Origin of the sequence: Streptomyces sp. NPDC059142, from assembly GCF_042755665.1 — a bacterium.
Classification (GTDB): domain Bacteria; phylum Actinomycetota; class Actinomycetes; order Streptomycetales; family Streptomycetaceae; genus Streptomyces.
Map to the genome: position 1 here is coordinate 70,605 of NZ_JBHZDA010000013.1, position 21,761 is coordinate 92,365.

At 71.1% G+C, this 21,761-nt stretch carries 18 protein-coding genes; 9 read left to right on the forward strand and 9 right to left on the reverse strand.

Annotated elements, in window-relative coordinates; translation table 11 throughout:
- Nucleotides 1-186: 186 nt before the first annotated feature.
- Nucleotides 187-1,575, reverse strand: coding sequence for a cation:dicarboxylate symporter family transporter (locus ACFXPK_RS07605; RefSeq protein WP_384992941.1), 1,389 nt, complete (start codon nucleotides 1,573-1,575; stop codon nucleotides 187-189).
- Nucleotides 1,576-1,709: 134 nt separating this feature from the next.
- Between ACFXPK_RS07605 and ACFXPK_RS07610 the strand changes: the two genes are divergently transcribed.
- The 5 genes from ACFXPK_RS07610 to ACFXPK_RS07630 all read left to right on the forward strand — a co-directional run bounded on the left by ACFXPK_RS07610 (nucleotide 1,710) and on the right by ACFXPK_RS07630 (nucleotide 7,513).
- The gene (locus ACFXPK_RS07610; RefSeq protein WP_385072747.1) at nucleotides 1,710-3,434 is read left to right on the forward strand and encodes an ATP-binding protein; all 1,725 of its coding nucleotides are present in this window, start codon (nucleotides 1,710-1,712) and stop codon (nucleotides 3,432-3,434) included.
- A complete protein-coding gene (locus ACFXPK_RS07615) occupies nucleotides 3,431-4,141 on the forward strand; it encodes a response regulator (protein WP_385072750.1) in 711 nt (236 codons plus the stop codon). Before ACFXPK_RS07610 ends, ACFXPK_RS07615 begins: the two co-directional genes overlap by 4 nt.
- A gap of 164 nt (nucleotides 4,142-4,305) precedes the next feature.
- A complete protein-coding gene (locus ACFXPK_RS07620; RefSeq protein WP_385072752.1) occupies nucleotides 4,306-5,691 on the forward strand; it encodes an ABC transporter substrate-binding protein in 1,386 nt (461 codons plus the stop codon).
- A gap of 83 nt (nucleotides 5,692-5,774) precedes the next feature.
- Nucleotides 5,775-6,617, forward strand: a complete 843-nt coding sequence (locus tag ACFXPK_RS07625) for a carbohydrate ABC transporter permease (protein ID WP_385072798.1) — start codon at nucleotides 5,775-5,777, stop codon at nucleotides 6,615-6,617.
- Nucleotides 6,617-7,513, forward strand: a complete 897-nt coding sequence (locus ACFXPK_RS07630; protein WP_384992952.1) for a carbohydrate ABC transporter permease — start codon at nucleotides 6,617-6,619, stop codon at nucleotides 7,511-7,513. The genes ACFXPK_RS07625 and ACFXPK_RS07630 overlap by 1 nt, the downstream gene beginning before the upstream one ends.
- Before the next feature lie 99 nt (nucleotides 7,514-7,612).
- Here the strand turns inward: ACFXPK_RS07630 and ACFXPK_RS07635 are convergent, their stop codons facing one another.
- The gene (locus ACFXPK_RS07635) at nucleotides 7,613-8,638 is read right to left on the reverse strand and encodes an ATP-dependent 6-phosphofructokinase (protein ID WP_384992954.1); all 1,026 of its coding nucleotides are present in this window, start codon (nucleotides 8,636-8,638) and stop codon (nucleotides 7,613-7,615) included.
- Between the two features lie 546 nt (nucleotides 8,639-9,184).
- On the opposite strand from ACFXPK_RS07635, the gene pta reads away from it, so the two are divergent.
- From pta to pyk, 3 genes are all read left to right on the forward strand, one after another.
- Nucleotides 9,185-11,260 carry a phosphate acetyltransferase gene (gene pta, locus ACFXPK_RS07640; RefSeq protein ID WP_385072757.1) on the forward strand — a complete coding sequence of 692 codons (2,076 nt, stop codon included), beginning with the start codon at nucleotides 9,185-9,187 and terminating at the stop codon, nucleotides 11,258-11,260.
- 71 nt (nucleotides 11,261-11,331) lie between these two features.
- A complete protein-coding gene (locus ACFXPK_RS07645) occupies nucleotides 11,332-12,567 on the forward strand; it encodes an acetate kinase (protein ID WP_385072800.1) in 1,236 nt (411 codons plus the stop codon).
- 98 nt (nucleotides 12,568-12,665) lie between these two features.
- On the forward strand, nucleotides 12,666-14,093 hold the full coding sequence (pyk, locus tag ACFXPK_RS07650; protein WP_384992961.1) for a pyruvate kinase: 1,428 nt from the start codon (nucleotides 12,666-12,668) through the stop codon (nucleotides 14,091-14,093).
- 89 nt (nucleotides 14,094-14,182) lie between these two features.
- On the opposite strand, the gene ACFXPK_RS07655 is transcribed toward pyk, so the two are convergent.
- The 4 genes from ACFXPK_RS07655 to ACFXPK_RS07670 form a co-directional block, all read right to left on the reverse strand.
- Nucleotides 14,183-15,571: a hypothetical protein gene (locus ACFXPK_RS07655; RefSeq protein ID WP_385072760.1), complete on the reverse strand. Its 1,389-nt coding sequence runs from the start codon at nucleotides 15,569-15,571 to the stop codon at nucleotides 14,183-14,185.
- Entirely contained in the window at nucleotides 15,561-16,139 is a 579-nt protein-coding gene (locus ACFXPK_RS07660; RefSeq protein ID WP_384992965.1) for a DUF6114 domain-containing protein, read from the reverse strand. Before ACFXPK_RS07660 ends, ACFXPK_RS07655 begins: the two co-directional genes overlap by 11 nt.
- Nucleotides 16,140-16,330: 191 nt before the next feature.
- Nucleotides 16,331-16,966 (reverse strand): DUF6230 family protein, encoded by a 636-nt coding sequence (locus ACFXPK_RS07665; RefSeq protein WP_384992968.1) that lies wholly within the window; start codon nucleotides 16,964-16,966, stop codon nucleotides 16,331-16,333.
- A 649-nt stretch (nucleotides 16,967-17,615) separates the two neighbouring features.
- Entirely contained in the window at nucleotides 17,616-18,599 is a 984-nt protein-coding gene (locus tag ACFXPK_RS07670) for a tetratricopeptide repeat protein (RefSeq protein ID WP_384992970.1), read from the reverse strand.
- A gap of 185 nt (nucleotides 18,600-18,784) precedes the next feature.
- Here ACFXPK_RS07670 and ACFXPK_RS07675 point away from each other — a divergent pair, with 185 nt between their 5' ends.
- Entirely contained in the window at nucleotides 18,785-19,423 is a 639-nt protein-coding gene (locus ACFXPK_RS07675; RefSeq protein WP_385072765.1) for a TetR/AcrR family transcriptional regulator, read from the forward strand.
- 44 nt (nucleotides 19,424-19,467) lie between these two features.
- Here ACFXPK_RS07675 and ACFXPK_RS07680 read toward each other — a convergent pair whose 3' ends face one another.
- The 3 genes from ACFXPK_RS07680 to ACFXPK_RS07690 are packed head-to-tail and all read right to left on the reverse strand — an operon-like array spanning nucleotide 19,468 to nucleotide 21,708.
- Nucleotides 19,468-20,355: an ABC transporter permease gene (locus tag ACFXPK_RS07680; protein WP_384992972.1), complete on the reverse strand. Its 888-nt coding sequence runs from the start codon at nucleotides 20,353-20,355 to the stop codon at nucleotides 19,468-19,470.
- A complete protein-coding gene (locus ACFXPK_RS07685) occupies nucleotides 20,315-21,256 on the reverse strand; it encodes an ABC transporter ATP-binding protein (RefSeq protein ID WP_385072768.1) in 942 nt (313 codons plus the stop codon). The genes ACFXPK_RS07680 and ACFXPK_RS07685 overlap by 41 nt, the downstream gene beginning before the upstream one ends.
- Nucleotides 21,253-21,708: a MarR family winged helix-turn-helix transcriptional regulator gene (locus ACFXPK_RS07690; RefSeq protein WP_385072771.1), complete on the reverse strand. Its 456-nt coding sequence runs from the start codon at nucleotides 21,706-21,708 to the stop codon at nucleotides 21,253-21,255. Before ACFXPK_RS07690 ends, ACFXPK_RS07685 begins: the two co-directional genes overlap by 4 nt.
- Nucleotides 21,709-21,761 lie beyond the last annotated feature (53 nt).

Sequence of the window (21,761 nt, forward strand, 5' to 3'; positions counted from 1 at the left end):
TTGTGACGCCCGGCGGCCGAGTGTGCGGGGGGTTGGGGCCCCCCCCGCCCCCCCCCCCGTTGCCCACGGTTGACCAGGCGCCCGCCCGCTACGTAGGGCCTCCCCTACCGGGCGGGAATTTCGCGCGGCCGGGGTCGGTGGTGAGTGGGGGGTGCCCCCGGCCGAGGTTCCGCTGTCGGACGGGTCTCAGACGCCCGCCTTCTCGCCGTCGCGCGGCGCGGGGGCCTTCGACGCGGCGTCCCCGGCCGTGCCGTCGCCGTCCGCGTCGTCGTGGCCGCCACCGTGGCCGTCGTCCACGAGCGTCTTCTCGTCGAACGGCCGGTTGCCCGCCAGGACCTCGGCGACCTGGGCCTTGTCGATCTCCTTCGTCCACGTACCGATCAGTACGGTGGCGACCGCGTTGCCCGCGAAGTTCGTCATCGCGCGCGCCTCGCTCATGAAGCGGTCGATGCCGACGATCAGGCCGACGCCGTCGACCAGCTCGGGGCGGTGCGACTGGAGTCCGCCGGCCAGGGTCGCCAGACCCGCGCCGGTGACACCCGCCGCGCCCTTCGACGCGATGATCATGAAGAGCAGCAGCGAGACCTGCTCCCCGATCGACAGCGGGTCGCCCATCGCCTCGGCGATGAAGAGCGAGGACATCGTCAGGTAGATGGCGGTGCCGTCGAGGTTGAAGGAGTAGCCGGTCGGCACGGTGATACCGACGACGGGCTTGCTGACACCCAGGTGCTCCATCTTCGCGATGAGACGCGGCAGCGCCGACTCGGAGGAGGAGGTGGAGAGGATCAGCAGGAACTCACGGCCCAGGTACTTGAGCAGCGAGAAGATGTTCATGCCCGCGACCAGGCGCAGCAGCGCGCCGAGGACGAGGAAGACGAAGAGCGCACAGGTGACGTAGAAGCCGATCATGATCATCGCGAGCGACTTCAGCGCGTCGATGCCCGTCTCGCCGACCACGGCGGCGATGGCGCCGAAGGCACCGACCGGAGCGGCCCACATGATCATGGCGAGGATCCGGAAGACCAGGCGCTGGATGTGCCCGATCCCGCGCAGGATCGGCTCGCCCGACTTGCCCATCGCCTGGATCGCGAAGCCCGCGAGCAGGGCGATCAGCAGGGTCTGGAGGACCGAGCCCTCGGTGAAGGACGAGACCATCGTCTTCGGGATGATGCTGAGGAGGAAGTCCGCGGTGGACTCGCTCGCGCCTTCGGCCTGGGCCGCGCCCGCGCCCTTGTTGGCCTCCGTGATGTGGAGACCCGCGCCGGGCTGGAGGATGTTGCCGACCAGCAGTCCGATGCCGAGCGCGGCGGTGGACATCAGCATGAAGTAGCCGAGTGCGAGTCCGCCGACGGCGCCGACCTTGGCGGCCTTCCTGACGGATCCGACGCCCAGCACGATGGTGCAGAAAATGACCGGCGAGATCATCATCTTGATGAGGTTGACGAAGCCGGTACCGAGCGGCTTCAGCTCGACGGCCACCCCGGGAGCCGCGAAGCCCACCGTGATGCCGAGCAGTACGGCTGCGATCACCGCTATGTACAGAAAGTGGGTACGGTCCCGCTTTGCTGCGGCCACGGGTCCTCCTTGACTCGTCCCTGCGATTCCCCCGTCCCTGTCCGAGGGGTCCCGGTGACTATCCACCACCGTGTGACACCGGTCACCCTTACGTTCATTTCGTTCATATGAATCAGGCCAGGCATTCTTGTTTCATGCATCTGCCCCGCCCCCGCAGTCTCGCCGCGCAGCTCTTCGCGATGCAGGTCGTGCTGGTCGCGGCCGTCGTCGTGGGGTGCTCGTTCTTCGCCTACGTGACCAGCCGTACCCATGCGGACGAGACCGCACGCAAGCAGGTTCTGGCCACCGCGCACGCGCTGGCGGACTCTCCGTCGGTACGGGAGGCCATCCGGACCCCGGATCCGAGCGCCGCGCTCCAGCCGTACGCGGAGCGGGTCCGGCACGACACCGGCATCGACTTCATCACGATCATGAACCCGAAGGGCATCCGCTGGACGCACCCCGATCCCGGGCAGATCGGCCAGCGCTTCCTGGGCCGTACGGCGCCCGCGCTGCACGGCAGGACGTTCACGGAGACGTACACGGGCACGCTCGGCCCCTCCGTACGGGCGGTGGTGCCGGTGCTGGACGACGGCCGGATCACCGGTCTGGTCAGCGTCGGGATCACCGTGCAGCGGATCTCCAGCGAGGTGACGCAGCAGGTCAAGGTGTTGGCGCTGGCGGCGGGGGCGGCGCTGGCGCTCGGCGGACTCGGTACGTACGTGATCAACGCGCGGCTGCGCCGGCACACCCACGGGATGAACGCGGCGGAGCTGAGCGCGATGCACGACTACCACCAGGCCGCGCTGCACGCGGTGCGCGAGGGGCTGCTGATGCTGGACGGCGGACGCCGGATCGCGCTGATGAACGACGGCGGGCGGGAGCTGCTGGGGCTCGACGAGTCCGCGGTGGGCCGCCCCGTCGCGGAGCTGGGGCTGCCCGCGCCGCTGACGGGCGCGCTGCTCGCCTCCGAGCCCCGGGTGGACGAGGTGCACATGACCGCGGACCGGATCGTCGTGGTCAATACGCGCCCGGTGGTCGGCGGGGAGCAGCGCGGTACGGTGATCACCTTGCGCGATCACACGGAACTCCAGGCGCTGTCCGGTGAGTTGGACTCGGAGCGCGGATTCACGCAGGCGCTGCGCTCGCAGGCGCACGAGGCGGCCAACCGGCTGCACACGGTCGTGTCGCTGATCGAGCTGGGACGGGTGGAGCAGGCGGTGGAGTTCGCCACGGCGGAGCTGGAGCTGGCCCAGGAGCTGACGGACAAGGTCGTCGGGGCGGTCGCCGAGCCGGTGCTCGCCGCGCTGCTGCTGGGCAAGGCGGCGCAGGCGAACGAGCGGGGCGTGGAGCTGGTGCTCGCCGACGACAGCCGGATCGACGACGGGGTGCTGCCGTCGACGCTGCCCGCCCGTGATCTGGTGACCATCCTGGGCAATCTGATCGACAACGCGGTGGACGCGGCGCAGGGCGGCGAGGGCGCGCGGGTGACGGTGACGGCGCTGGTGGACGGTGACGAGCTGCTGCTCGGTGTACGGGACACCGGGGCGGGGGTCGATCCGGACGACCGGGACGAGGTGTTCCAGCGCGGCTGGTCCACCCGGGGCCCCGGGCGCGGGCTCGGCCTCGGTCTGGTGCGGCAGGCGGTGCACCGCGCGCGCGGGACGGTGGAGCTGGCGCGCGGCGCGGAGGGCGGCGCGGAGTTCACCGTACGGCTGCCGCTGGGCCCGCGGCCGGACCGTCCGGGCGGGGCGGCGGGCCGTGCGCGCACGTCGGCGGGCAGGACGGACGGGGCGCCGGACCGTACACACGCGTCGCCGGACCGTACGGACGGGACGGCGGCCGGTGCCCCGTCCGGTTCCACGGAGGTGGACCGGTGAGCGCTCCGACCCCCACGGGACCGGCCGGACCGCCGATCCGGGTCCTGGTCGTCGAGGACGACCCGGTCGCCGCCGACGCGCACCAGCTCTATGTGGGCCGGGTGCCCGGCTTCGCGGTGGCGGGCGTCGCCCACTCGCGCGCGGAGGCGGGACGGCTGCTGGACCGCACCGAGATCGATCTGATCCTGCTCGACCTGTATCTGCCCGACGGGCACGGCCTTCAGTTGCTGCGCAGCCTGCGCGCCGCCGGGCACCACGCGGATGTCATCGCGGTCACCTCGGCGCGCGATCTCACGGTGGTGCGCGAGGGCGTCTCGCTCGGTGTCGTCCAGTACGTGCTGAAGCCCTTCACCTTCGCGACGCTGCGCGACCGGCTCACCCGGTACGCCGAGTTCCGCGCGGCGGCGGGCGAGGCCAGCGGCCAGGAGGAGGTGGACCGGGCGCTGGGCGCGCTGCGGGCGCCGCAGCCGTCCTCGCTGCCGAAAGGGCTGAGCGCGCCGACGCTGGAGGCGGTGACCCGGACGCTGCGCGCGTCGGCGACCGGGCTGACCGCCAGCGAGCTGGGCACCGAGGTGGGCATCTCGCGGATCACCGCGCGCCGCTATCTGGAACATCTGGTGACCAACGGGCGGGCGGCGCGCAGTCCGCAGTACGGACAGGTGGGGCGGCCCGAGTTGCAGTACCGCTGGCTGCCCGCGCCCCACTGAGCGCGCGGCCGGGCCCGCCCCGCGCCGGTGGTCATACCGGGATCGCGCCGGGGGTCACGCCGGGGGGAGCCAACTACTGCCTCCTGCACGGGGATTGACCTTGGGATTGGGCCGGTCCTACGGTCGCCGGGCAGCCCGCCGTGGCTCATGAGGAGGTCGTGCCCGTGCGCCCCACCGCCCCGCTCATCCTCGCCTCTGTCCTCGCCACCGTCCTCGCGGCCGGTTCGCTCACCGCGTGCGGCGGTGGTTCCGGCAGCGATCCGGACACCGTGAAGGTGGCGTACAACCGCTCCACCGACAACAAGATCCGCTTCAAGGACCGTCATCTGGAAGACGTGAAGCGGCAGTTCGAGAAGGCCCACCCGGGCAAGAAGGTCGAACTGGTCCCGATCCAGGCACCGGACAACGACTACGCGACCAAGGCGCAGCAGATGATGCGCTCCGCGAAGACCGCCCCGGACCTGGTCTACGAGGACACCTTCCTGATCAACGCCGACATCAAGGCGGGGTATCTGCGTCCGCTGGACGACTACGTGGCGCGATGGGACGCGTGGGACCAGTTCGTCGACACGGCGAAGGCGGCGGCCAAGGCCGAGGACGGCAAGACGTACGGCATCCCGGACGGCACCGACACCCGCGGCCTCTGGTTCAACAAGAAGATCTTCGCGCGGGCCGGGCTGCCCGCCGACTGGGCGCCGAAGAACTGGGCGGAAGTGCTGGACGCGGCCCGCACGGTCAAGGAGAAGGTCCCCGGCGTCGTCCCGCTGAACGTCTACACGGGCAAGGGCCCCGGCGAGGCCGCGGTGATGCAGGGCTTCGAGATGCTGCTGTACGGGACGGGCGCGGACCCGCTCTACGACCCGGCCGCGAAGAAGTGGGTGACGGGCGGCCAGGGGTTCCGGGACGCGCTGGACTTCGTCCGCACCGTGTACGCCGAGAAGCTGGGCCCGGACGTCTCGGACGCGCTGGACCCGAACATCGGTACGCGGGTCGCCACCGAACTCCTCCCGGAGGGGAAGCTGGCGATCTCGCTGGACGGTTCCTGGATGGGCCAGAACTGGATCAACGGAGGGCCGAAGGGGTGGCCCGCGTGGTCGCGGGAGCTGGCGCAGGCGCCGATGCCCACCCAGCGCGGCCAGGCGCCGGGCGCGGTGTCGATGTCCGGCGGCTGGACGTGGGCGATCCCGCAGAAGGCCAACAACCCCGATCTGGCCTGGGAGTTCGTCAAGACTCTCCAGACGGCGGAGAACGCGGTCGCCTGGGATGTCGCCGCCGCGCAGATCGCCGTACGGAAGGACGTGGCGGCCGATCCGCGCTATCTGGAGTCCATGCCGGGCATCCGGTTCTTCACCGGGCTGGTGGAGTTCACCCACTACCGGCCCGCGCTGCCCGTCTATCCGCAGGTGTCGACGGCGATCGGCGAGGCGATGGAGTCGGTGACCACCGGGGACTCCACCTCGGCCGAGGCGGCGAAGGCGTACGACGAACAGTTGCGGACCATCGTGGACGGCGCGGTGACGGCCGGCGGCGGCGCGGAGAGCGGCGAGTGAGTACGGCGGGGCTCCGGGCCGGGGCGCCGGGCCGGGCGGGCGGCCGGCCGCCCGGTCCCCGGGAGGGGCGGCGGTGGAGCGGGCTGCGGTGGCTGCCGCTCGCCCCGGCCACCGTGCTCCTGCTGCTCTTCCTCGCCGGGCCGATCGGCTACTGCGCGTGGATCGCCTTCACCGACACGCAGTTGACGGGCTCGTCGTCCTCGGACTTCGTGGGGCTCGCGAACTTCCGCCGGGCCTTCGCGGACGACGCGTTCCGCAACGCCGTCCTGCTCACGCTCGTCTTCACGATCGTCTCGGCCGTCCTGGGCCAGAACACCCTGGGGCTGGCGCTCGCGGGGCTGATGCGCGCGGCGTCGCGCCCGGTCCGTACCGTCACCGGCGCGCTGGTGATCACGGCGTGGGTGCTGCCCGAGATCGTCGCGGCGTTCCTGCTCTACGCGTTCTTCCGCCGCGAGGGCACCCTGAACGCGCTCTTGGACACCCTGCATCTGCCGTCCCAGAACTGGCTGTTCACCCTGCCGATCCTGGCGGTGTCGTTCGCCAACGTCTGGCGCGGCACGGCGTTCTCGATGCTGATCTACTCGGCGGCGCTCGCCGAGATCCCCCAGGACGTGACGGAGGCGGCCCAGGTCGACGGCGCGAGCGGGGTGCGTCGGCTGTGGCACATCACGCTGCCGATGATCCGGCGCTCCATCGGCACCAATCTGATGCTCAACACCCTCTCCACGCTCTCCGTCTTCGGGCTGATCTGGGCGATGACGCGCGGCGGCCCCGGCAACCGCAGCCAGACCCTGCCGGTGTTCATGTACGACCAGGCGTTCCTGAAGAGCCTGATCGGCTACGGCACGGCGGTGGCTCTGCTCCTGCTGCTGGTCGGGGCGCTCTTCTCGGTGGTCTATCTGAGGCTGATGAGGGTGGAGGTGTGATGCGGCCACCACGTGCCGGGCGCGGGGGGCGTACGGGGCTCGCGCCCGCGCGCCGTACGGGCCGGCCGCCGCTCGCGGCCCGTACCCGGCGCCGGCTGGCCGCCGACGCGGCCCTGCTGCTGACGGCGGCGGCCTTCGCGCTGCCCCTGGTCTGGCTGGTGCTGGCGTCCGTCGACACCGACGCCGATCTGCGGGTGAGCCTGCCCACCGCGCCGACGGCGGAGAACTTCGACGCGGTCCTCACCGACGAGATCACCTTCACGCCGATGCTCAACAGCGTGCTGCTCTGCGGGAGCGCGACCCTGCTGACGGTGGTCTGCGCGGCGCTCGCCGCGTATCCGCTCTCCCGCTACCGCTCGCGCTTCAACCGCCCTTTCCTGCTGACGATCCTGTTCACGACCTGTCTGCCGATCACCGCGATCATGGTGCCGGTGTACGGGCTCTTCGTGCAGGTCGATCTGATCGACACCCTGCACGGCACCGCGCTGTTCCTGGCCACCTCCCAACTGCCGTTCTCCATCTGGCTGATGAAGAACTTCATGGACGGTGTCCCGGTGGTGCTGGAGGAGGCCGCGCGGACGGACGGGGCGTCGAACCTCCAGACGCTGACCCGGGTGGTGCTGCCGCTGATGGGCCAGGGGCTGACCGTGGTGACGATCTACACGTTCATCCAGCTCTGGGGGAACTTCTTCGTCCCGTTCATGCTGCTGCTCACCCCGGAGCAACTGCCCGCCTCCGTATCCATCTTCACCTTCTTCGGCAACTACGGATCGGTGCTGTACGGGCAGCTCGCGGCCTTCTCCCTGCTCTACTCGGTACCGGTGCTGGCGCTCTACCTGCTGATCTCACGCAAGCTGGGCGGCGGCTTCGCCCTCGGCGGCGCGGTGAAGGGCTGACCCGCCCTTCGGAACCCGCGCCCTTGGGAACCCGTGCCCTTGGGAACCCGCGCCCCGCGGAACCCGCTCTCCGGAACCTCGCGCCCCGCGGAACCCGCCCTAGAAGACCGACTCCGCCTCGAACATCCGGTCCTCCGGCACCGTCTTGAGCTGCGTGACCGCCTCGGCCAGCGGCACCATCTCGATCGCCGTGCCGCGCAGCGCCGTCATCCGGCCGAACTCACCGCGGTGCGCCGCCTCCACCGCGTGCCAGCCGAACCGGGTGGCGAGCACCCTGTCGTACGCCGTCGGGGTGCCGCCGCGCTGGACATGGCCCAGGATGACCGGCCTGGCCTCCTTGCCCAGCCGGCGCTCCAGCTCCGAGGCGAGGACATTGCCGATCCCGCGGAACCGCTCGTGCCCGAACTGGTCGATCTCGCCCTTGCCGTACTCCATCGAGCCCGCCGCCGGGTGCGCGCCCTCGGCGACACAGATCACCGCGAACTTCTTGCCCCGAGAGAAACGCTCCTCGACCATCTTCACCAGGCTGTCGACCTCGAAGGGCCGCTCCGGCAGACAGATCCCGTGCGCGCCGCCCGCCATCCCGGACTCCAGCGCGATCCACCCCGCGTGGCGCCCCATGACCTCGACGACCATCACCCGCTGGTGGGACTCGGCGGTGGTCTTGAGGCGGTCGATGGCCTCCGTGGCGACCGTGACGGCGGTGTCGAAGCCGAAGGTGCGGTCCGTGGAGTGGATGTCGTTGTCGATGGTCTTCGGTACGCCGACGACCGGCATGCCCGCGTCGGAGAGCAGCCGGGCCGCGGTCAGCGTGCCCTCGCCACCGATCGGGATGAGGGCGTCTATGCCGTACTGGCGGGCCAGCTCGGCACAGTTCTCGGCCGCTTCGCGGAGCCGGCCGCGCTCCAGCCGGGCCGAACCGAGGATCGTGCCGCCGCGCGCGAGGATGCCACTGACCTCGTTGAGGTCGAGGGGCCGGTAGTGGCCGTCGAGCAGCCCCTTGAACCCGTCCTCGAAGCCGATGACCTCGTCGCCGTGGCCGGTCATGGCGCGGTGCACGACCGAACGGATCACCGCGTTCAGGCCGGGGCAGTCGCCGCCTGCCGTGAGAACTCCGATACGCATCGTGCTCTGTCTCCTGCTCGCTCGTGGTGCCGCGCGTGCCGCCTCGGGCCCGCCTGGTGCACGCACCCCTTCGTGCGCGCCGCTGCGTGCGCACTCCGGTGCGCGCCCTGACGCACGCCGTCGCGCGCGTCGTCGTGCGCGTCCTCGGGCGCGTCCTCCTGCGCCTCCGATCCTCCCACGGGTGATCGGGGCCACGTACCGGCCATCCGCCTTGTTGACCGCGTCACTGTTCGTTTCGCACGAGGGCACCGGGGTATCCGCCCCAGGCCCCTCCAGAGGTCGGCAGAAACGCTTTCACCTGGGCTTTCTTCCGTCCCGTAGCCACCGTACGCCCCGGGGCTTCCCCGGGCGCATTAACGATCCCCGGAGGTATTGTCAAGAGGACATGGCCACCCCAACGGGATCGCGCCATTCACGCGCCAGACACCGGGGGCGCGAACTCCCCCGGTGCTTCACACGAACCGGGACGCATCCCGCGGGCCACGGGGACGATCCCCCGACCGGCGCGCCGCGGGGCGGACCCTGAACAGGAACGGGAGAGCACGCGTGACGCGCAGCGTGTACGTGACCGGGACCGATCGCGGGGACGGCCGCCAGGTCGTCGAACTGGGAGTCATGGAACTCCTGACCCGCCAGGTGGACCGGGTGGGGGTCTTCCGGCCACTGGTCCACGACGGCCCCGACCGCCTCTTCGACCTGCTGCGCGCCCGCTACCGGCTCGCACAGGACCCGTCCACCGTCTACGGTCTCGACTACCACGAGGCCGCCGCCCTCCAGGCGGAGCGCGGCACCGACGAACTGGTCTCACGGCTCGTGGAGCGCTTCCACGGGGTGGCCAGGGGGTACGAGGTCGTTCTCGTCCTGGGCACGGACTTCGCGGCCACCCAGCTCCCCGACGAACTGTCGCTCAACGCGCGGCTGGCCAACGAGTTCGGCGCCTCCGTGATCGCCGTCGTCGGCGGCAAGGGCCAGAGCGCCGAGTCCGTACGCGCCGAGGCGCGCAACGCCCACCGCGCCTACGAGGTGCTCGGCTGCGACGTCCTGTCCGTCGTCGTCAACCGGGTCGCCGCCGAGGACCGCACCGCCATCGCCGAGGGCCTGGCCGCGCAGCTCCCCGTCCCCTGCCACGTCCTGCCCGACGAGCCCGCGCTCGCCGCACCGACCGTCGCGCAGATCACCCAGACGCTGGGCGGCACCGTCCTGCTCGGCGACGACTCCGGGCTGGCGAGGAACGCGCTGGACTTCGTCTTCGGCGGCGCCATGCTCCCCAACTTCCTGGGCGCCCTCACCCCCGGCTGCATGGTGGTCACCCCCGGCGACCGGGCCGATCTGGTGGTCGGCGCGCTCGCCGCGCACTCGGCCGGCACCCCGCCCATCGCGGGCGTCCTGCTCACCCTCGACGAGCGGCCCGACGACACGGTCCTCACGCTGGCCGCCCGGCTCGCGCCCGGCACCCCGGTGGTCTCCGTACCGGGCCGCTCCTTCCCCACCGCCACCGAACTCTTCGGCATGGAGGGCAAGCTGAACGCGGCGACCCCCCGCAAGGCGGAGACCGCGCTCGGCCTCTTCGAACGGCATGTCGACACCGGGGATCTGCTGGCGCGGATGTCGGTGGCCCGCAGCGGCCATGTCACGCCGATGATGTTCGAGCACGATCTGCTGGAGCAGGCGCGCGGCCTGCGCCGCCGGGTCGTGCTGCCCGAGGGCACCGAGGAGCGCGTGCTGCGCGCCGCCGATGTGCTGCTGCGCCGCGACGTGTGCGACCTGACGCTCCTCGGCGACGTCGACGTGCTGCGCAAGAAGGCCGCCGACCTCGGCATCGACCTCTCCGCCACCCAGCTCATCGACCCGGCCGTCTCCGACCTGCGCCAGGACTTCGCGGAGCGGTACGCGGAGCTGCGCGCGCACAAGGGCGTCACCGTGGAGCTGGCGTACGACGTGGTGGCCGACCCGAACTACTTCGGCACGCTCATGGTCCAGCAGGGCCTGGCGGACGGCATGGTCTCGGGTTCGGTCCACTCGACGGCGGCGACGATCCGTCCCGCCTTCGAGATCATCAAGACCAAGCCCGAGGCGTCGATCGTCTCGTCGGTCTTCTTCATGTGCCTCGCCGACAAGGTGCTGGTGTACGGGGACTGCGCGGTCAACCCGGACCCGAACGCGGAGCAGCTCGCGGACATCGCCGTCCAGTCCGCCGTCACCGCCGCCCGGTTCGGGGTCGAGCCGCGGATCGCGATGCTCTCGTACTCGACGGGCACCTCGGGCTCCGGCGCGGACGTCGACAAGGTGCGCGAGGCGACGAAGCTGGTGCGCGAGGCCCGGCCCGAGCTGCGTATCGAGGGCCCGATCCAGTACGACGCGGCGGTCGAACCGTCCGTCGCCGCGACCAAGCTGCCGGACTCGGAGGTGGCCGGGCAGGCGACGGTGCTGATCTTCCCGGACCTGAACACCGGCAACAACACCTACAAGGCCGTCCAGCGCTCGGCGGGCGCGGTGGCCGTGGGCCCGGTGCTCCAGGGGCTGCGCAAGCCGGTCAACGACCTGTCGCGCGGCGCGCTGGTGCAGGACATCGTGAACACCGTCGCGATCACCGCGATACAGGCGCAGGACGCCCCCGTATGACCGCGTCCCGCCCCCGTACCGGCACCTCCCCCGCCCCGTCCCCCGCCCGTCCAGCAGAAGGCCAGCAGCCAGTGACTCCCCGCGCCACCCGTGTCCTCGTCCTCAACTCCGGTTCCTCGTCCGTGAAGTACCAGCTCCTGGACATGGCGGACGGCTCCCGGCTCGCCGTGGGGCTGGTCGAGCGCATCGGCGAGGAGAGTTCCCGTCTGGTGCACACCCCGCTGGGGTCCGGCGAGAAGCGCGAGCGCACGGTCCCGATCGCCGACCACGCGGCGGCGCTGGAGGCCGTCGCCGCGGAGCTGGCGCGGGACGGGCTCGGTCTGGACTCGCCCGCGCTGGCGGCGATCGGCCACCGGGTGGTGCACGGCGGGCTGAAGTTCAGCGCGCCGACGGTCGTGGACGACGCCGTGCTGGCGGAGATCGAGCGGCTGGTGCCGGTGGCGCCGCTGCACAACCCGGCCAACCTGACCGGGATCCGCACCGCCCAGCGGCTCCGCCCCGACCTGCCGCAGGTCGCCGTCTTCGACACCGCGTTCCACACGACGATGCCGGAGCACGCCGCGCGGTACGCGATCGACACGGAGACGGCGGACGCGCACCGTATCCGCCGCTACGGCTTCCACGGCACGTCGCACGCGTACGTCTCGCGCAGGACGGCCGAGCTGCTGGGCAAGGACCCGTCCGAGGTCAACGTCATCGTGCTGCACCTCGGCAACGGCGCCTCCGCCTCGGCGGTCGAGGGGGGCGGCTGCGTGGACACCTCGATGGGGCTGACGCCGCTGGAGGGGCTGGTGATGGGGACGCGCTCCGGGGACATCGATCCGGCGGTCACGTTCCATCTCAAGCGGGTGGCGGGCATGTCGGTCGACGAGATCGATGAACTTCTGAACAAGAAGAGCGGTCTGGTCGGCCTCTGCGGGGACAACGACATGCGCGAGATCCGTCGCAGGGTGGAGGAGGGCGACGAGCGGGCGCGGCTCGCGTTCGACGTCTACATCCACCGGCTGAAGAAGTACATCGGCGCGTACACGGCGGTACTCGGCCGGGTGGACGCGGTGGCGTTCACGGCGGGTGTCGGGGAAAACGCGGCGGCGGTGCGGGAAGCTGCGGTGGCGGGCCTGGAGAACCTGGGCCTGGCGGTGGACGCCGAGCGCAATACCGTACGTTCCGACGAACCGCGCGTCATCTCACCCGAGGGCGCCGGAGTGGTGGTGGCCGTGGTGCCGACCGACGAAGAGCTGGAGATCGCGCGGCAGACCTTCGCCCTGGTGGGACGGGCGGACGGCGACCGGGTGTCCGCCAACTGAACCCTTCGCACACCCATCGACTGAGCGCACACCCGCCCATTTGTACTTTCCACCAGACGGAATATTCCGCATCGAAACAAACCGATAGGATCCGCCTCATGCGCCGTTCCAAAATCGTCTGCACCCTGGGCCCAGCCGTCGACTCGTACGAGCAGTTGAAGTCGCTCATCGAGGCCGGCATGAATGTGGCCCGTCTGAACATGAGCCACGGGAGCCACCCGGAGCACGAGGAGCGGTACCACCGCGTCCGCAAGGCCGCGGAGGACACCGGCCGCGCGGTCGGCGTGCTCGTCGACCTCCAGGGCCCCAAGATCCGCCTGGAGACCTTCGCCGAGGGACCGGTCGAGCTGGTGCGCGGTGACGAGTTCACCATCACCACCGAGGACGTCGCCGGCGACAAGTCGATCTGCGGCACCACCTACAAGGGCCTGCCGGGCGACGTCTCCAAGGGCGACCAGATCCTCATCAACGACGGCAACGTCGAGCTGCGGGTCGTCGAGGTCGAGGGCCCCGAGGTCAGGTCCATCGTCATCGAGGGCGGTGTGATCTCCGACCACAAGGGCATCAACCTGCCCGGCGCGGCGGTCAACGTCCCGGCCCTCTCCGAGAAGGACATCGAGGACCTGCGCTTCGGTCTGCGGATGGGCTGCGACATGGTCGCGCTGTCGTTCGTCCGGGACGCTCACGACGTGCTGGACGTCCACAAGATCATGGACGAGGAGGGCCGCCGGGTCCCCGTCATCGCCAAGGTCGAGAAGCCCCAGGCGGTCGCCAACATGGAGGCCGTCGTGGCGGCCTTCGACAGCGTCATGGTGGCCCGCGGCGACCTGGCCGTCGAGTACCCGCTCGAAAAGGTCCCGATGGTGCAGAAGCGCCTCATCGAGCTGTGCCGCCGCAACGCCAAGCCGGTGATCGTGGCGACCCAGATGATGGAGTCGATGATCACCAACTCCCGTCCCACCCGCGCCGAGGCGTCCGACGTCGCGAACGCGATCCTGGACGGCGCGGACGCGGTCATGCTCTCCGCCGAGTCGTCGGTGGGCGCGTACCCGATCGAGACGGTCAAGACGATGTCGAAGATCGTGGTCGCGGCGGAGGAGGAGTTGCTCTCCAAGGGCCTCCAGCCGCTGGTCCCGGGCAAGAAGCCCCGTACGCAGGGCGGTTCCGTCGCCCGTGCGGCGTGCGAGATCGCGGACTTCCTGGGCGGCAAGGCGCTGGTCGCCTTCACCCAGTCCGGCGACACGGCCCGCCGGCTCTCCCGCTACCGCGCGGAGCAGCCGATCCTGGCGTTCACGACGGACGAGTCGACCCGTAACCAGCTCACGCTGAGCTGGGGCGTGGAGTCCTTCATCGTCCGCTGGGTGAACAGCACGGACGAGATGGTCGACCTGGTCGACGAGGAGCTGCTGAAGCTCCAGCGGTACAGCGCGGGCGACTCCATGATCATCACCGCGGGCTCGCCTCCCGGCGTCCCCGGTACGACCAACATGGTCCGCGTCCACCACCTGGGCGGCGCCGCCGCCTGACGCACCCTTCTTCCCGTGGCCCCGTCGGCGCTCTGCCGGCGGGGCCGCCGCGTGGACGCGGGGGCGGGATCGGGACGCGGGGCCCGGGGTCAGCCGGTGATGTAGTTGTGGAGCCCCGGAACGGTCAGGGTGCCGCCGAACTGGCCCGCCTGGACGACCGTGACATCGGTGAAGAAGGCGAACGGGACGTTCAGCGGGGGCGGGGTCGCCGGGCTGAAGGTGATCGGGATCAGGCCGAAGAGGTTGCCCTTCAGCTCCTCCGTGTACATCGTGACCTGGCCGTCGCGGATCGTGGACGTGGAGCCGCCGGCCGCCTCCACATGGGCCGTCCGGCCCTGCGGGTAGACGACGGTCTGGTCGAGGTCCCTGATGTCCACGGACGAGGCCGTGAACTTGAGGACCTTCTTGACCTTGCCGCTGTAGGTCCGTACTTCGACGATGCCCTTGTAGTCGAGGCCGTTCAGCGTCAGCAGCGAACTGCGCAGGGTCCAGGGGTCGTCGGGGAGCAGCGGGAGGCCCTGCTCCTCGGTGGCCGCGGCGAGGGCGTCGGGGTCGGCGGTCGGGCAGGGGTACGGCTCCTTGCCCTGCGCGCCCTCCGGTATGTCCTCGTCCTCGCGGGCGGTGAGCCCTTTGGCGTCGTCGTCGAGTTCCTCGACGTCGGCACCGGCCTTCCGCGCCGCTTCCCTGATCGCGTCCTCGGTCTTCCCGGCGGCCGGGTCGTCCTCGGTTCCCGCGTCGTCGTCCGGGGTGTCCCGGCCGGCGGGCTTCTTCCCCTCGTCCTTCTTCCCCTCGTCCTTCTCCTTCTCGCCCTTCTCCTCCTCGTCGCCCTTCCCGGTGGTGCCGGTGGCGTCGGTGGCGGAGGTGCTGGGACTCGGCGCCGGGCTGCTCGTCGCGTCCTTGTCCGGTACGCCGAGGAGGTCGCCCAGCGCGTCGCCCAGCCCCAGCGGGTCCAGCGGGTCGGTGGACTTGGTGGGGGTGGGGGTGGGCGTCGGGTCCGGGCCGGTGGTGGAGGTGGCCGTGGGGTCCGGGTCGACGGGCTGCTGCACGTCGCCCGAGCCGGAACCCGAGCCCGAACCGGAGCCCTGGCCGGACTCCGAGGGTCCGGGCCGTGCGGTCTCCGAGGCCGAGGGCGACGGGGTCGCCCCGGGCCGCTCCGTCCCCGTGTCCGTGCCGGGCTTCGTCGCGGACGCCGAGGGCGAGGGGGACTCCGAGGCGGACGCGGACGGCTCGTCCGAGCGGGTCACGCAGGGGCCCGGCGCGAAGGGGATGTCGTCGCTGCCCTCCGCCATCGCGAGGCGGGGCGTGAGCCCCATCCCCACGAAGACGGCCGTCGGCATCGCCGCCAGGGCCATCGCCTTGCCGGCGGGTATCTGGAACTTCGTCAGAAGGGACTTCTTCGGGGCCGCGTGGCGCGGCCCCTTTCTCACCCTGGGGCCATCGCCACCCGCCGCGATGCGCTGTGCGTCGTCACCCCGCACTGTTCCTCCCGCCGTTGGCGTGTGCCGTCGTATCCGTCACGTTCGGGTCCTCCCCGTCCCGTGAACCGGGGAAGGGGAGGCGGTCACCGGCGCCGTCGGGCCCCGGTGCCTCGTGCCGTGAGCGGCCCTCGGCGCCGGGTGCGGCCGGTACGCCGGGCATCCAGGAGATCGAGAGCGCGCCGCCGATCAGGGCGAGCAGGAAGCCGATGAGAAAGCCGCCGAGGTTGGAGACCGGGATCGACACCAGCGCCAGCAGGATCGTGGCGACGCCCGCGAACACCCTGACGATCGAGTGGAACCACATCGTCAGACCGAGCGTGACCAGCAGGACGCCGATGATCAGCGACCCGGCGCCGGCCGTGGTCGCCATCGCCAGGGTGAGTCCCCCGATCTTCACTTCCGCGTAGGGGAAGTAGGCGATCGGCAGCCCGCTGAGCAACGTGAACAGGCCCGCCCAGAAGGGCCGGGTACCGCGCCAGGTCCGAAAGCGCAGCCGCCAGTACGTGAATGGGCCGGGAGGACCGGGGGAATCCGAGGAGCCTCGGAGATCAGAAGACTCGGCGCTCATGGAAAACAGCTCCCTGGTACCGGTGTTGCCGTGAGAAAGAGTTCGGAGTGGGCGGACGGGTCCGTGCCGTGGAACCCGCCCGCCCGGGCGGTGCCCAGGACCTCTCGTCCGGACCTTGCCGGATGCCCGGGTGCCACCGGCCGCTGACGCGGCGGGCGCTCCCCGGTCCGGCCGGACCCGGACGAGAGACCCTAGTAGCACTCCTTGACGCCCTTGTGCAGCTTCAGGCTCAGGTTGCTCAGCGTGAAGGTGCCGGCTGTGGTCGCCCATGCCGTCTGCTCCACCTTGGTGAGCGTGACCTTCTCCGCACGCTGGGCGAAGCCGTACTTGTTGGCCTGATCACCCGGGTTGATGCCGGTCTTGTTGCTCTCGTCGCCGGCCGCCACACCGATGTCGATCTTCTCGAACTTGGCGTCGGCTTCCAGCTGGGCGATGTCGATGTAGATGTTCGTCGCCTCGACCGGCGACTTCGTGTTCGTGCCGGCCCTCAGTTCCAGGCTGACGGAGCCGAAGACGGGCACGTTCGGCGTGACCACCGACTGGCACATGTTGGTGATCGTGGCCCGGCTGAACCCGGAGACGGCGACCGGATTGGCGGTCTTGTTCCCCTTCAGGTCCGTGCCCGCGTCGATGCTGCCGTACTGGATGAAGTCGTAACCGACCAACTGGTCCGCGCTGACCTTGAAGCTCTGGCCGGACACGCTGAACGAGGCGGCGAGCGCGCCCTGTGCCAGCGCGACACCTATCGCTGCCGTCGCGGCCACACTCGGCACCATGACGACGGCGAACCGCCTCCATCTGGTCCCGCCACGAACTTGGGACTCCATGAATGTCCTCCTTCTCGGACGTACATCTCCGGATCGGGTGGGAGCCCGTCCTGGGATGGGAGAAGTGCTACGTCCTCGGGAAGGAGAGCGCCTGTCTCCGGAGGCGCCAACCGCGTCCGAAATCACCGGCGATCACCCCCGAGCGACAACCACTGGCCACGCGTTCGCGCAACCTCTGGACAGGCCCTGCCGGGTGGGCAGGAACCCCCCTGTCCGGGCCGGCGGCAGCGCCGCCGGACCGCTCGGTGGGGACCCACGGACCGAGGGCGCGACTGGCTGCCGTGCTGATACGGAAATGGACCGAGCGTCGCCGATCGTGGTGCATTCGCGCTGTTGACACAAGGGGTTCGTTACTCACTGGTAACGGCCGGATAACCGGTATACGACCAGGTGATATCGCGCGACCACACAGGGTGCCGCGTGTCGATGCGTCAGAAGCGGTGATTGCCCCCCATAGCGGGACAGACCGAGGGAGTTGATTTACTGCGGGTAACAGTAATCGCTTTTACCAAGTTTTGGTAAAGCGCGGCCCCGTTGGCGTCAAGTCGCCAAATCCGCACCGCGGGCGCGGAGTCGGCCGTGCCGGCACCTGCCGCTCACCGGTTTCCCGGCCCGCCGGCACGACGGACGCCTCGTCAACCTCCCCGGATCAGAAGAGAACCCGGGCCAGCGCCGACCGCGCGGCGGTCACCCGCGGGTCGTCCCCGCCGATCACCTCGAACAGCTTGAGCAGCCGGAGCCGCGCCGCCTCCCGGTCGTCACCGGCGGTACGGCGCACGGCCTCCACGAGCCGGCCGAACGCGTCCTCCACATGCCCGCCGACCAGATCCAGATCGGCCGCGGCGATCTGCGCCGTCACATCGGCCGGCCGGTCCGCGGCGTCCTTGCGCACCTGCGCCTGGTCCATCCCCTGGACCCGCGCGAGCAGTTCGGCCTGGGCGAGGCCGAGCGCGGCCTCCGTGTTGCCGGGGTCCTCGGCGAGCACGCCGCGGTACGCCTCGGCCGCGGCGGGGAAGTCATTGGCGTCCAGCGCCTGTACGGCCGCCTCCAGCAGGGCGTCGTACGGGCCCTCCGGTACGGCGGCCTCCCCCTCGGCCCCGTCGTCGCCCGCGTCCTCAGCGGCCGCGTCGACCGCGATCCCGGTGAGGCCGAAGCGCTCCTCGCCGACCTGGATGAGCTGGTCCAGCGTCTGGCGGATCTGGGTCTCCGGGGCGGCGCCCTGGAAGAGCGGCAGCGCCTGGCCCGCCACCACCGCGAAGACCGCGGGGATGCCCTGGATCCCGAACTGCTGCATCAGCATCTGGTTGGCGTCGACATCGATCTTGGCGAGAACGAACCGGCCGTTGTACTCACGGGCCAGCCGCTCCAGTACGGGGCTCAACTGCTTGCACGGCTCGCACCACTCGGCCCAGAAGTCGATGACGACCGGTACCTCGGTGGAACGCTGGAGTACATCGCGCTCGAAGCCGGCTTCGTCGACGTCGATCACCAGGCTGGACGGGGGGACGGCGCCGGTGCCGCCCTGGCGGACGGCCTCGGCGCGGGCCTGCTCCGCCTTCGCCTTGGCCTCACCGGCCGCCTTCACCGCGGCGAGGTCGACGACGCCGCTCATGGACATGTTCCTAGGCTGCATGAGTACATCCTCCCCCCTCGGCACGCACTTGAGAAAAGCGGTGGTCCGGTCCGGCCGAAGCGGCGGCCCGGTCCGGCCGCGCACCGCTTCCGCTACGGGTCGTAGCGTAACTGTCGCGTCAGCGGCGTGTACAGACTTCACCGGTGAGCCGGCTCACACCGCTACCGGCCGGTATGGTCGCGGGCATGCGCAGCGACAGCGGCCCCGGACCCAGCGACAGCCGCTCCGGGCCGCGTGGTGGCCGCCCCCGCAGCGCCGAGGCCGACGCCGCGATCCTGGAGGCGACCAGGGCCGCCCTGGGCGAGCTGGGATGGACGAAGCTGACGATGGGCGACGTGGCGGCCCGCGCGGGCGTCGCCAAGACCACGCTCTACCGGCGCTGGCCGTCCAAGAGCGAGCTGGTCGTGGACGCCGTGGCGGCCCTCTTCGACTCGATGGAACTCGCCGATCTGGGCAGTCTCGCGGCCGATGTCGAGAGCGCCGTCCTCCAGTTCGCCGCGCTGCTGGAGCGCCCCGAGACCAAGACCGCGCTCATGGCGGTGATCGCGGAGTCCACCCGGGACGAGGCGCTGCGGCGGCGGATCAGGGTCTCGATCGTCGAACGGCAGAAACGGCTGGTCCTGCTGGGCCGCGAGCGCGCCCAGGCCCGCGGGGAGCTCCCCTACGAGCCGGACGCCGCGACGGCGGACCGTACGGCGGACCTGATCTTCGATGTGATCGCCGGCGCGGTGGTCAACCGCACGATGGTGAGCGCGCAGCCGGTGGACGGCCCCTGGGCCCGTACGTTCACGGAACTGCTGCTGGGCGGTCTGACCCCGAGATGACCCGGGGTGGCCCGCCCCGCCTCCTTCACGGGGGCCGGCGGGGGTCATCGCGCCAGCCGGCCCAGCAGCGACGAGGCCGCCGCGATGCCCGCCAGCGCCGCCAGCAGCAGCACCCCGTAGTCCAGCGCGAGATGGGACGGCGTGCCGAGCAGCAGCCCGCGCAGGGCGTCCACCTGGTAGCTCAGCGGATTGATCCGGCTGACCGTCTGGAGCCAGCCGGGCATGATCGCCACCGGGTAGAGGGCGTTCGAGGCGAAGAAGAGCGGCATCGTGATGGCCTGGCCGATACCCATCAGCCGGTCGCGGGTCAGCACGATGCCCGCGATCGTCATGGACAGACAGGAGAAGAAGGCCGAGCCGAGGACCACGGCGACGGCCACCCCGAGCAGCCGCAGCGGGTTCCAGGTCAGCCCCACCCCGAGGGCCGCCGCGATGACGATCACCACGACCGCCTGGATCAGCGCCTTCACCCCCGAGGCGAACGCCTTGCCGCTGATCAGCGCGGCTCTCGGGGTGGGCGTGACCAGGAGTTTGGTGAGGATGCCCGCGTCCCGCTCCCAGATGATCATGATGCCGTAGAAGATCGCGATGAACATCGCGGACTGGGCGATGATGCCGGGCGCGAGATAGTCGATGTACGGGATGCCGCCGGTCGGGATGGCCTTGATCCGGGTGAACGTCTCACCGAAGATCAGCAGCCAGAGCGCGGGCTGAACGGCCCGGGTGTACAGCTCGGTGCGGTCGTGGCGCAGCTTCTGGAGCTCCACGACGCACATCGCGAGGACCCGGGCGGGCAGGACGCGCCAGCCGGTGCGGGCGCGCGGCGGGGACAGCAGCAGGGCGAAGCGCCCGGGGTCGGGCCCCGGTCCGCTGCCGGTGCGTCCGGCCGGCTCAGCCGACGCGGGACGCGGTGCGACGGGTGGACCTGACATCACGGAAGTCGCCTCCCTCTTCGTCCAGACCGCTGCCGGCGACGTCCCTGAAGACGTCCTCCAGCGTCGGTACGGGGTCCCCCTGGCCCGCGGTGCCCTCGGCGACGCGGCGGTCGCGCAGCTCGCTCCGCAGCTCGTCGGGGGTGCCGAGGGCGTGGACGCGCCCGCGGTGCATCAGCGCGACGCGGTCGCAGTACTGGTCGGCCTCGTCCATGTAGTGCGTGGTGACGAGGACGGTCATGCCCGTGGCGTTCCGTACGGCGTTGATGTGCTCCCACACGCTGGTGCGGGCGATCGGGTCGAGGCCGATCGTCGGCTCGTCCAGCATGAGCAGCCGGGGCGCGCTGACCAGGGCCTGCGCGAGTTCGAGGCGGCGGATCATGCCGCCCGAGTACGTCTTGGTCATCCGGTCGGCGGAGCCGGTCAGGTCGACGGCGGCGAGCGCCTGCGCGACGCGCTCGGCCCGTTCGCGGCGCGGTACGTCGAAGACGCGGGCGAACAGGGTCACGTTCTCGCGGCCCGTCAGCGCGGCGTCGGCGGAGAGCTGCTGCGGTACGTACCCCAGCAGCCGGCGGACGGCCATCTTCTCCTTCGCCGCGTCGTGCCCGAAGACCCGGACCATGCCCGCGGGGACGGGCAGCAGGGTGGTGACGCAGCGGATCGCGGTGGTCTTGCCCGCGCCGTTGGGCCCGAGCAGTCCGAAGACCTCGCCGGCGGCGACGGAGAGGTCGAGCGCGGCGACGGCCTTGGTCTCGCCGAAGGAGTAGGTGAGCCCGGCGCACCGTACGGCGGGCGCGGCGTCGGCCGGGCCGGTGGAACCGGGGGTGGTTCCGGGGATGGAAACGGGTCCATGGGTGGATCCGGGGGTGGATTCGGGGGTGGATTCGGGGGTGCCGGTCATGCGCCCTCCCCTTCCTCGTGGAGGTGGTGCGCGAGTCTGCGCAGCGCCGGCAGGGCCGCCGCCAGGGCCGCGCGGTCCTCGTCCGTCAGCAGCGCCACCCGTTCCCGTACGAGAGCGGAGCGGCGCGCCCGCCAGTCGCTCAGCCGGGCCTCACCGGCCGGGGTGGGCGACAGCAGTGTGGAGCGCCGGTCGGCCGGGTCGGTCTCGCGGCGCAGGCAGCCTGCCAGGACGAGCTGGTTGACCAGGGTGGAGACGGAGTTGCCCGCGAGCCACAGCTCCTGGGCGGCGTCCGACACCCGGATCCCGGGGCGCGCCGCGACCAGCCGCAACAGCTCGACCTGGGTTCCCCGCAGCGGCGCGGCGGTCATGCCGCCGCGCAGCCGTCGCCGGATCGTGCGCTGCACGCCTGCCAGCGCGTCCGCGAGCGAGTCCGGGAACTCCTCGGTGGACATACCACCTATTTTAGCTCTCACTCCGAGCTAATTCACCCGAACGGGTGACAAGC

What these genes read in the sequence shown, in the direction of transcription:
- ACFXPK_RS07660 (WP_384992965.1), bottom strand. Translation starts at nt 16,139, where the DNA reads ATGAGCGCCGAGTCTTCTGATCTCCGAGGCTCCTCGGATTCCCCCGGT.
- ACFXPK_RS07685 (WP_385072768.1), bottom strand. Translation starts at nt 21,256, where the DNA reads ATGACCGGCACCCCCGAATCCACCCCCGAATCCACCCCCGGATCCACC.
- ACFXPK_RS07610 (WP_385072747.1), top strand. Translation starts at nt 1,710, where the DNA reads ATGCATCTGCCCCGCCCCCGCAGTCTCGCCGCGCAGCTCTTCGCGATG.
- ACFXPK_RS07635 (WP_384992954.1), bottom strand. Translation starts at nt 8,638, where the DNA reads ATGCGTATCGGAGTTCTCACGGCAGGCGGCGACTGCCCCGGCCTGAAC.
- ACFXPK_RS07675 (WP_385072765.1), top strand. Translation starts at nt 18,785, where the DNA reads ATGCGCAGCGACAGCGGCCCCGGACCCAGCGACAGCCGCTCCGGGCCG.
- ACFXPK_RS07690 (WP_385072771.1), bottom strand. Translation starts at nt 21,708, where the DNA reads ATGTCCACCGAGGAGTTCCCGGACTCGCTCGCGGACGCGCTGGCAGGC.
- ACFXPK_RS07680 (WP_384992972.1), bottom strand. Translation starts at nt 20,355, where the DNA reads ATGTCAGGTCCACCCGTCGCACCGCGTCCCGCGTCGGCTGAGCCGGCC.
- pyk (WP_384992961.1), top strand. Translation starts at nt 12,666, where the DNA reads ATGCGCCGTTCCAAAATCGTCTGCACCCTGGGCCCAGCCGTCGACTCG.
- ACFXPK_RS07665 (WP_384992968.1), bottom strand. Translation starts at nt 16,966, where the DNA reads ATGGAGTCCCAAGTTCGTGGCGGGACCAGATGGAGGCGGTTCGCCGTC.
- ACFXPK_RS07630 (WP_384992952.1), top strand. Translation starts at nt 6,617, where the DNA reads ATGCGGCCACCACGTGCCGGGCGCGGGGGGCGTACGGGGCTCGCGCCC.
- ACFXPK_RS07670 (WP_384992970.1), bottom strand. Translation starts at nt 18,599, where the DNA reads ATGCAGCCTAGGAACATGTCCATGAGCGGCGTCGTCGACCTCGCCGCG.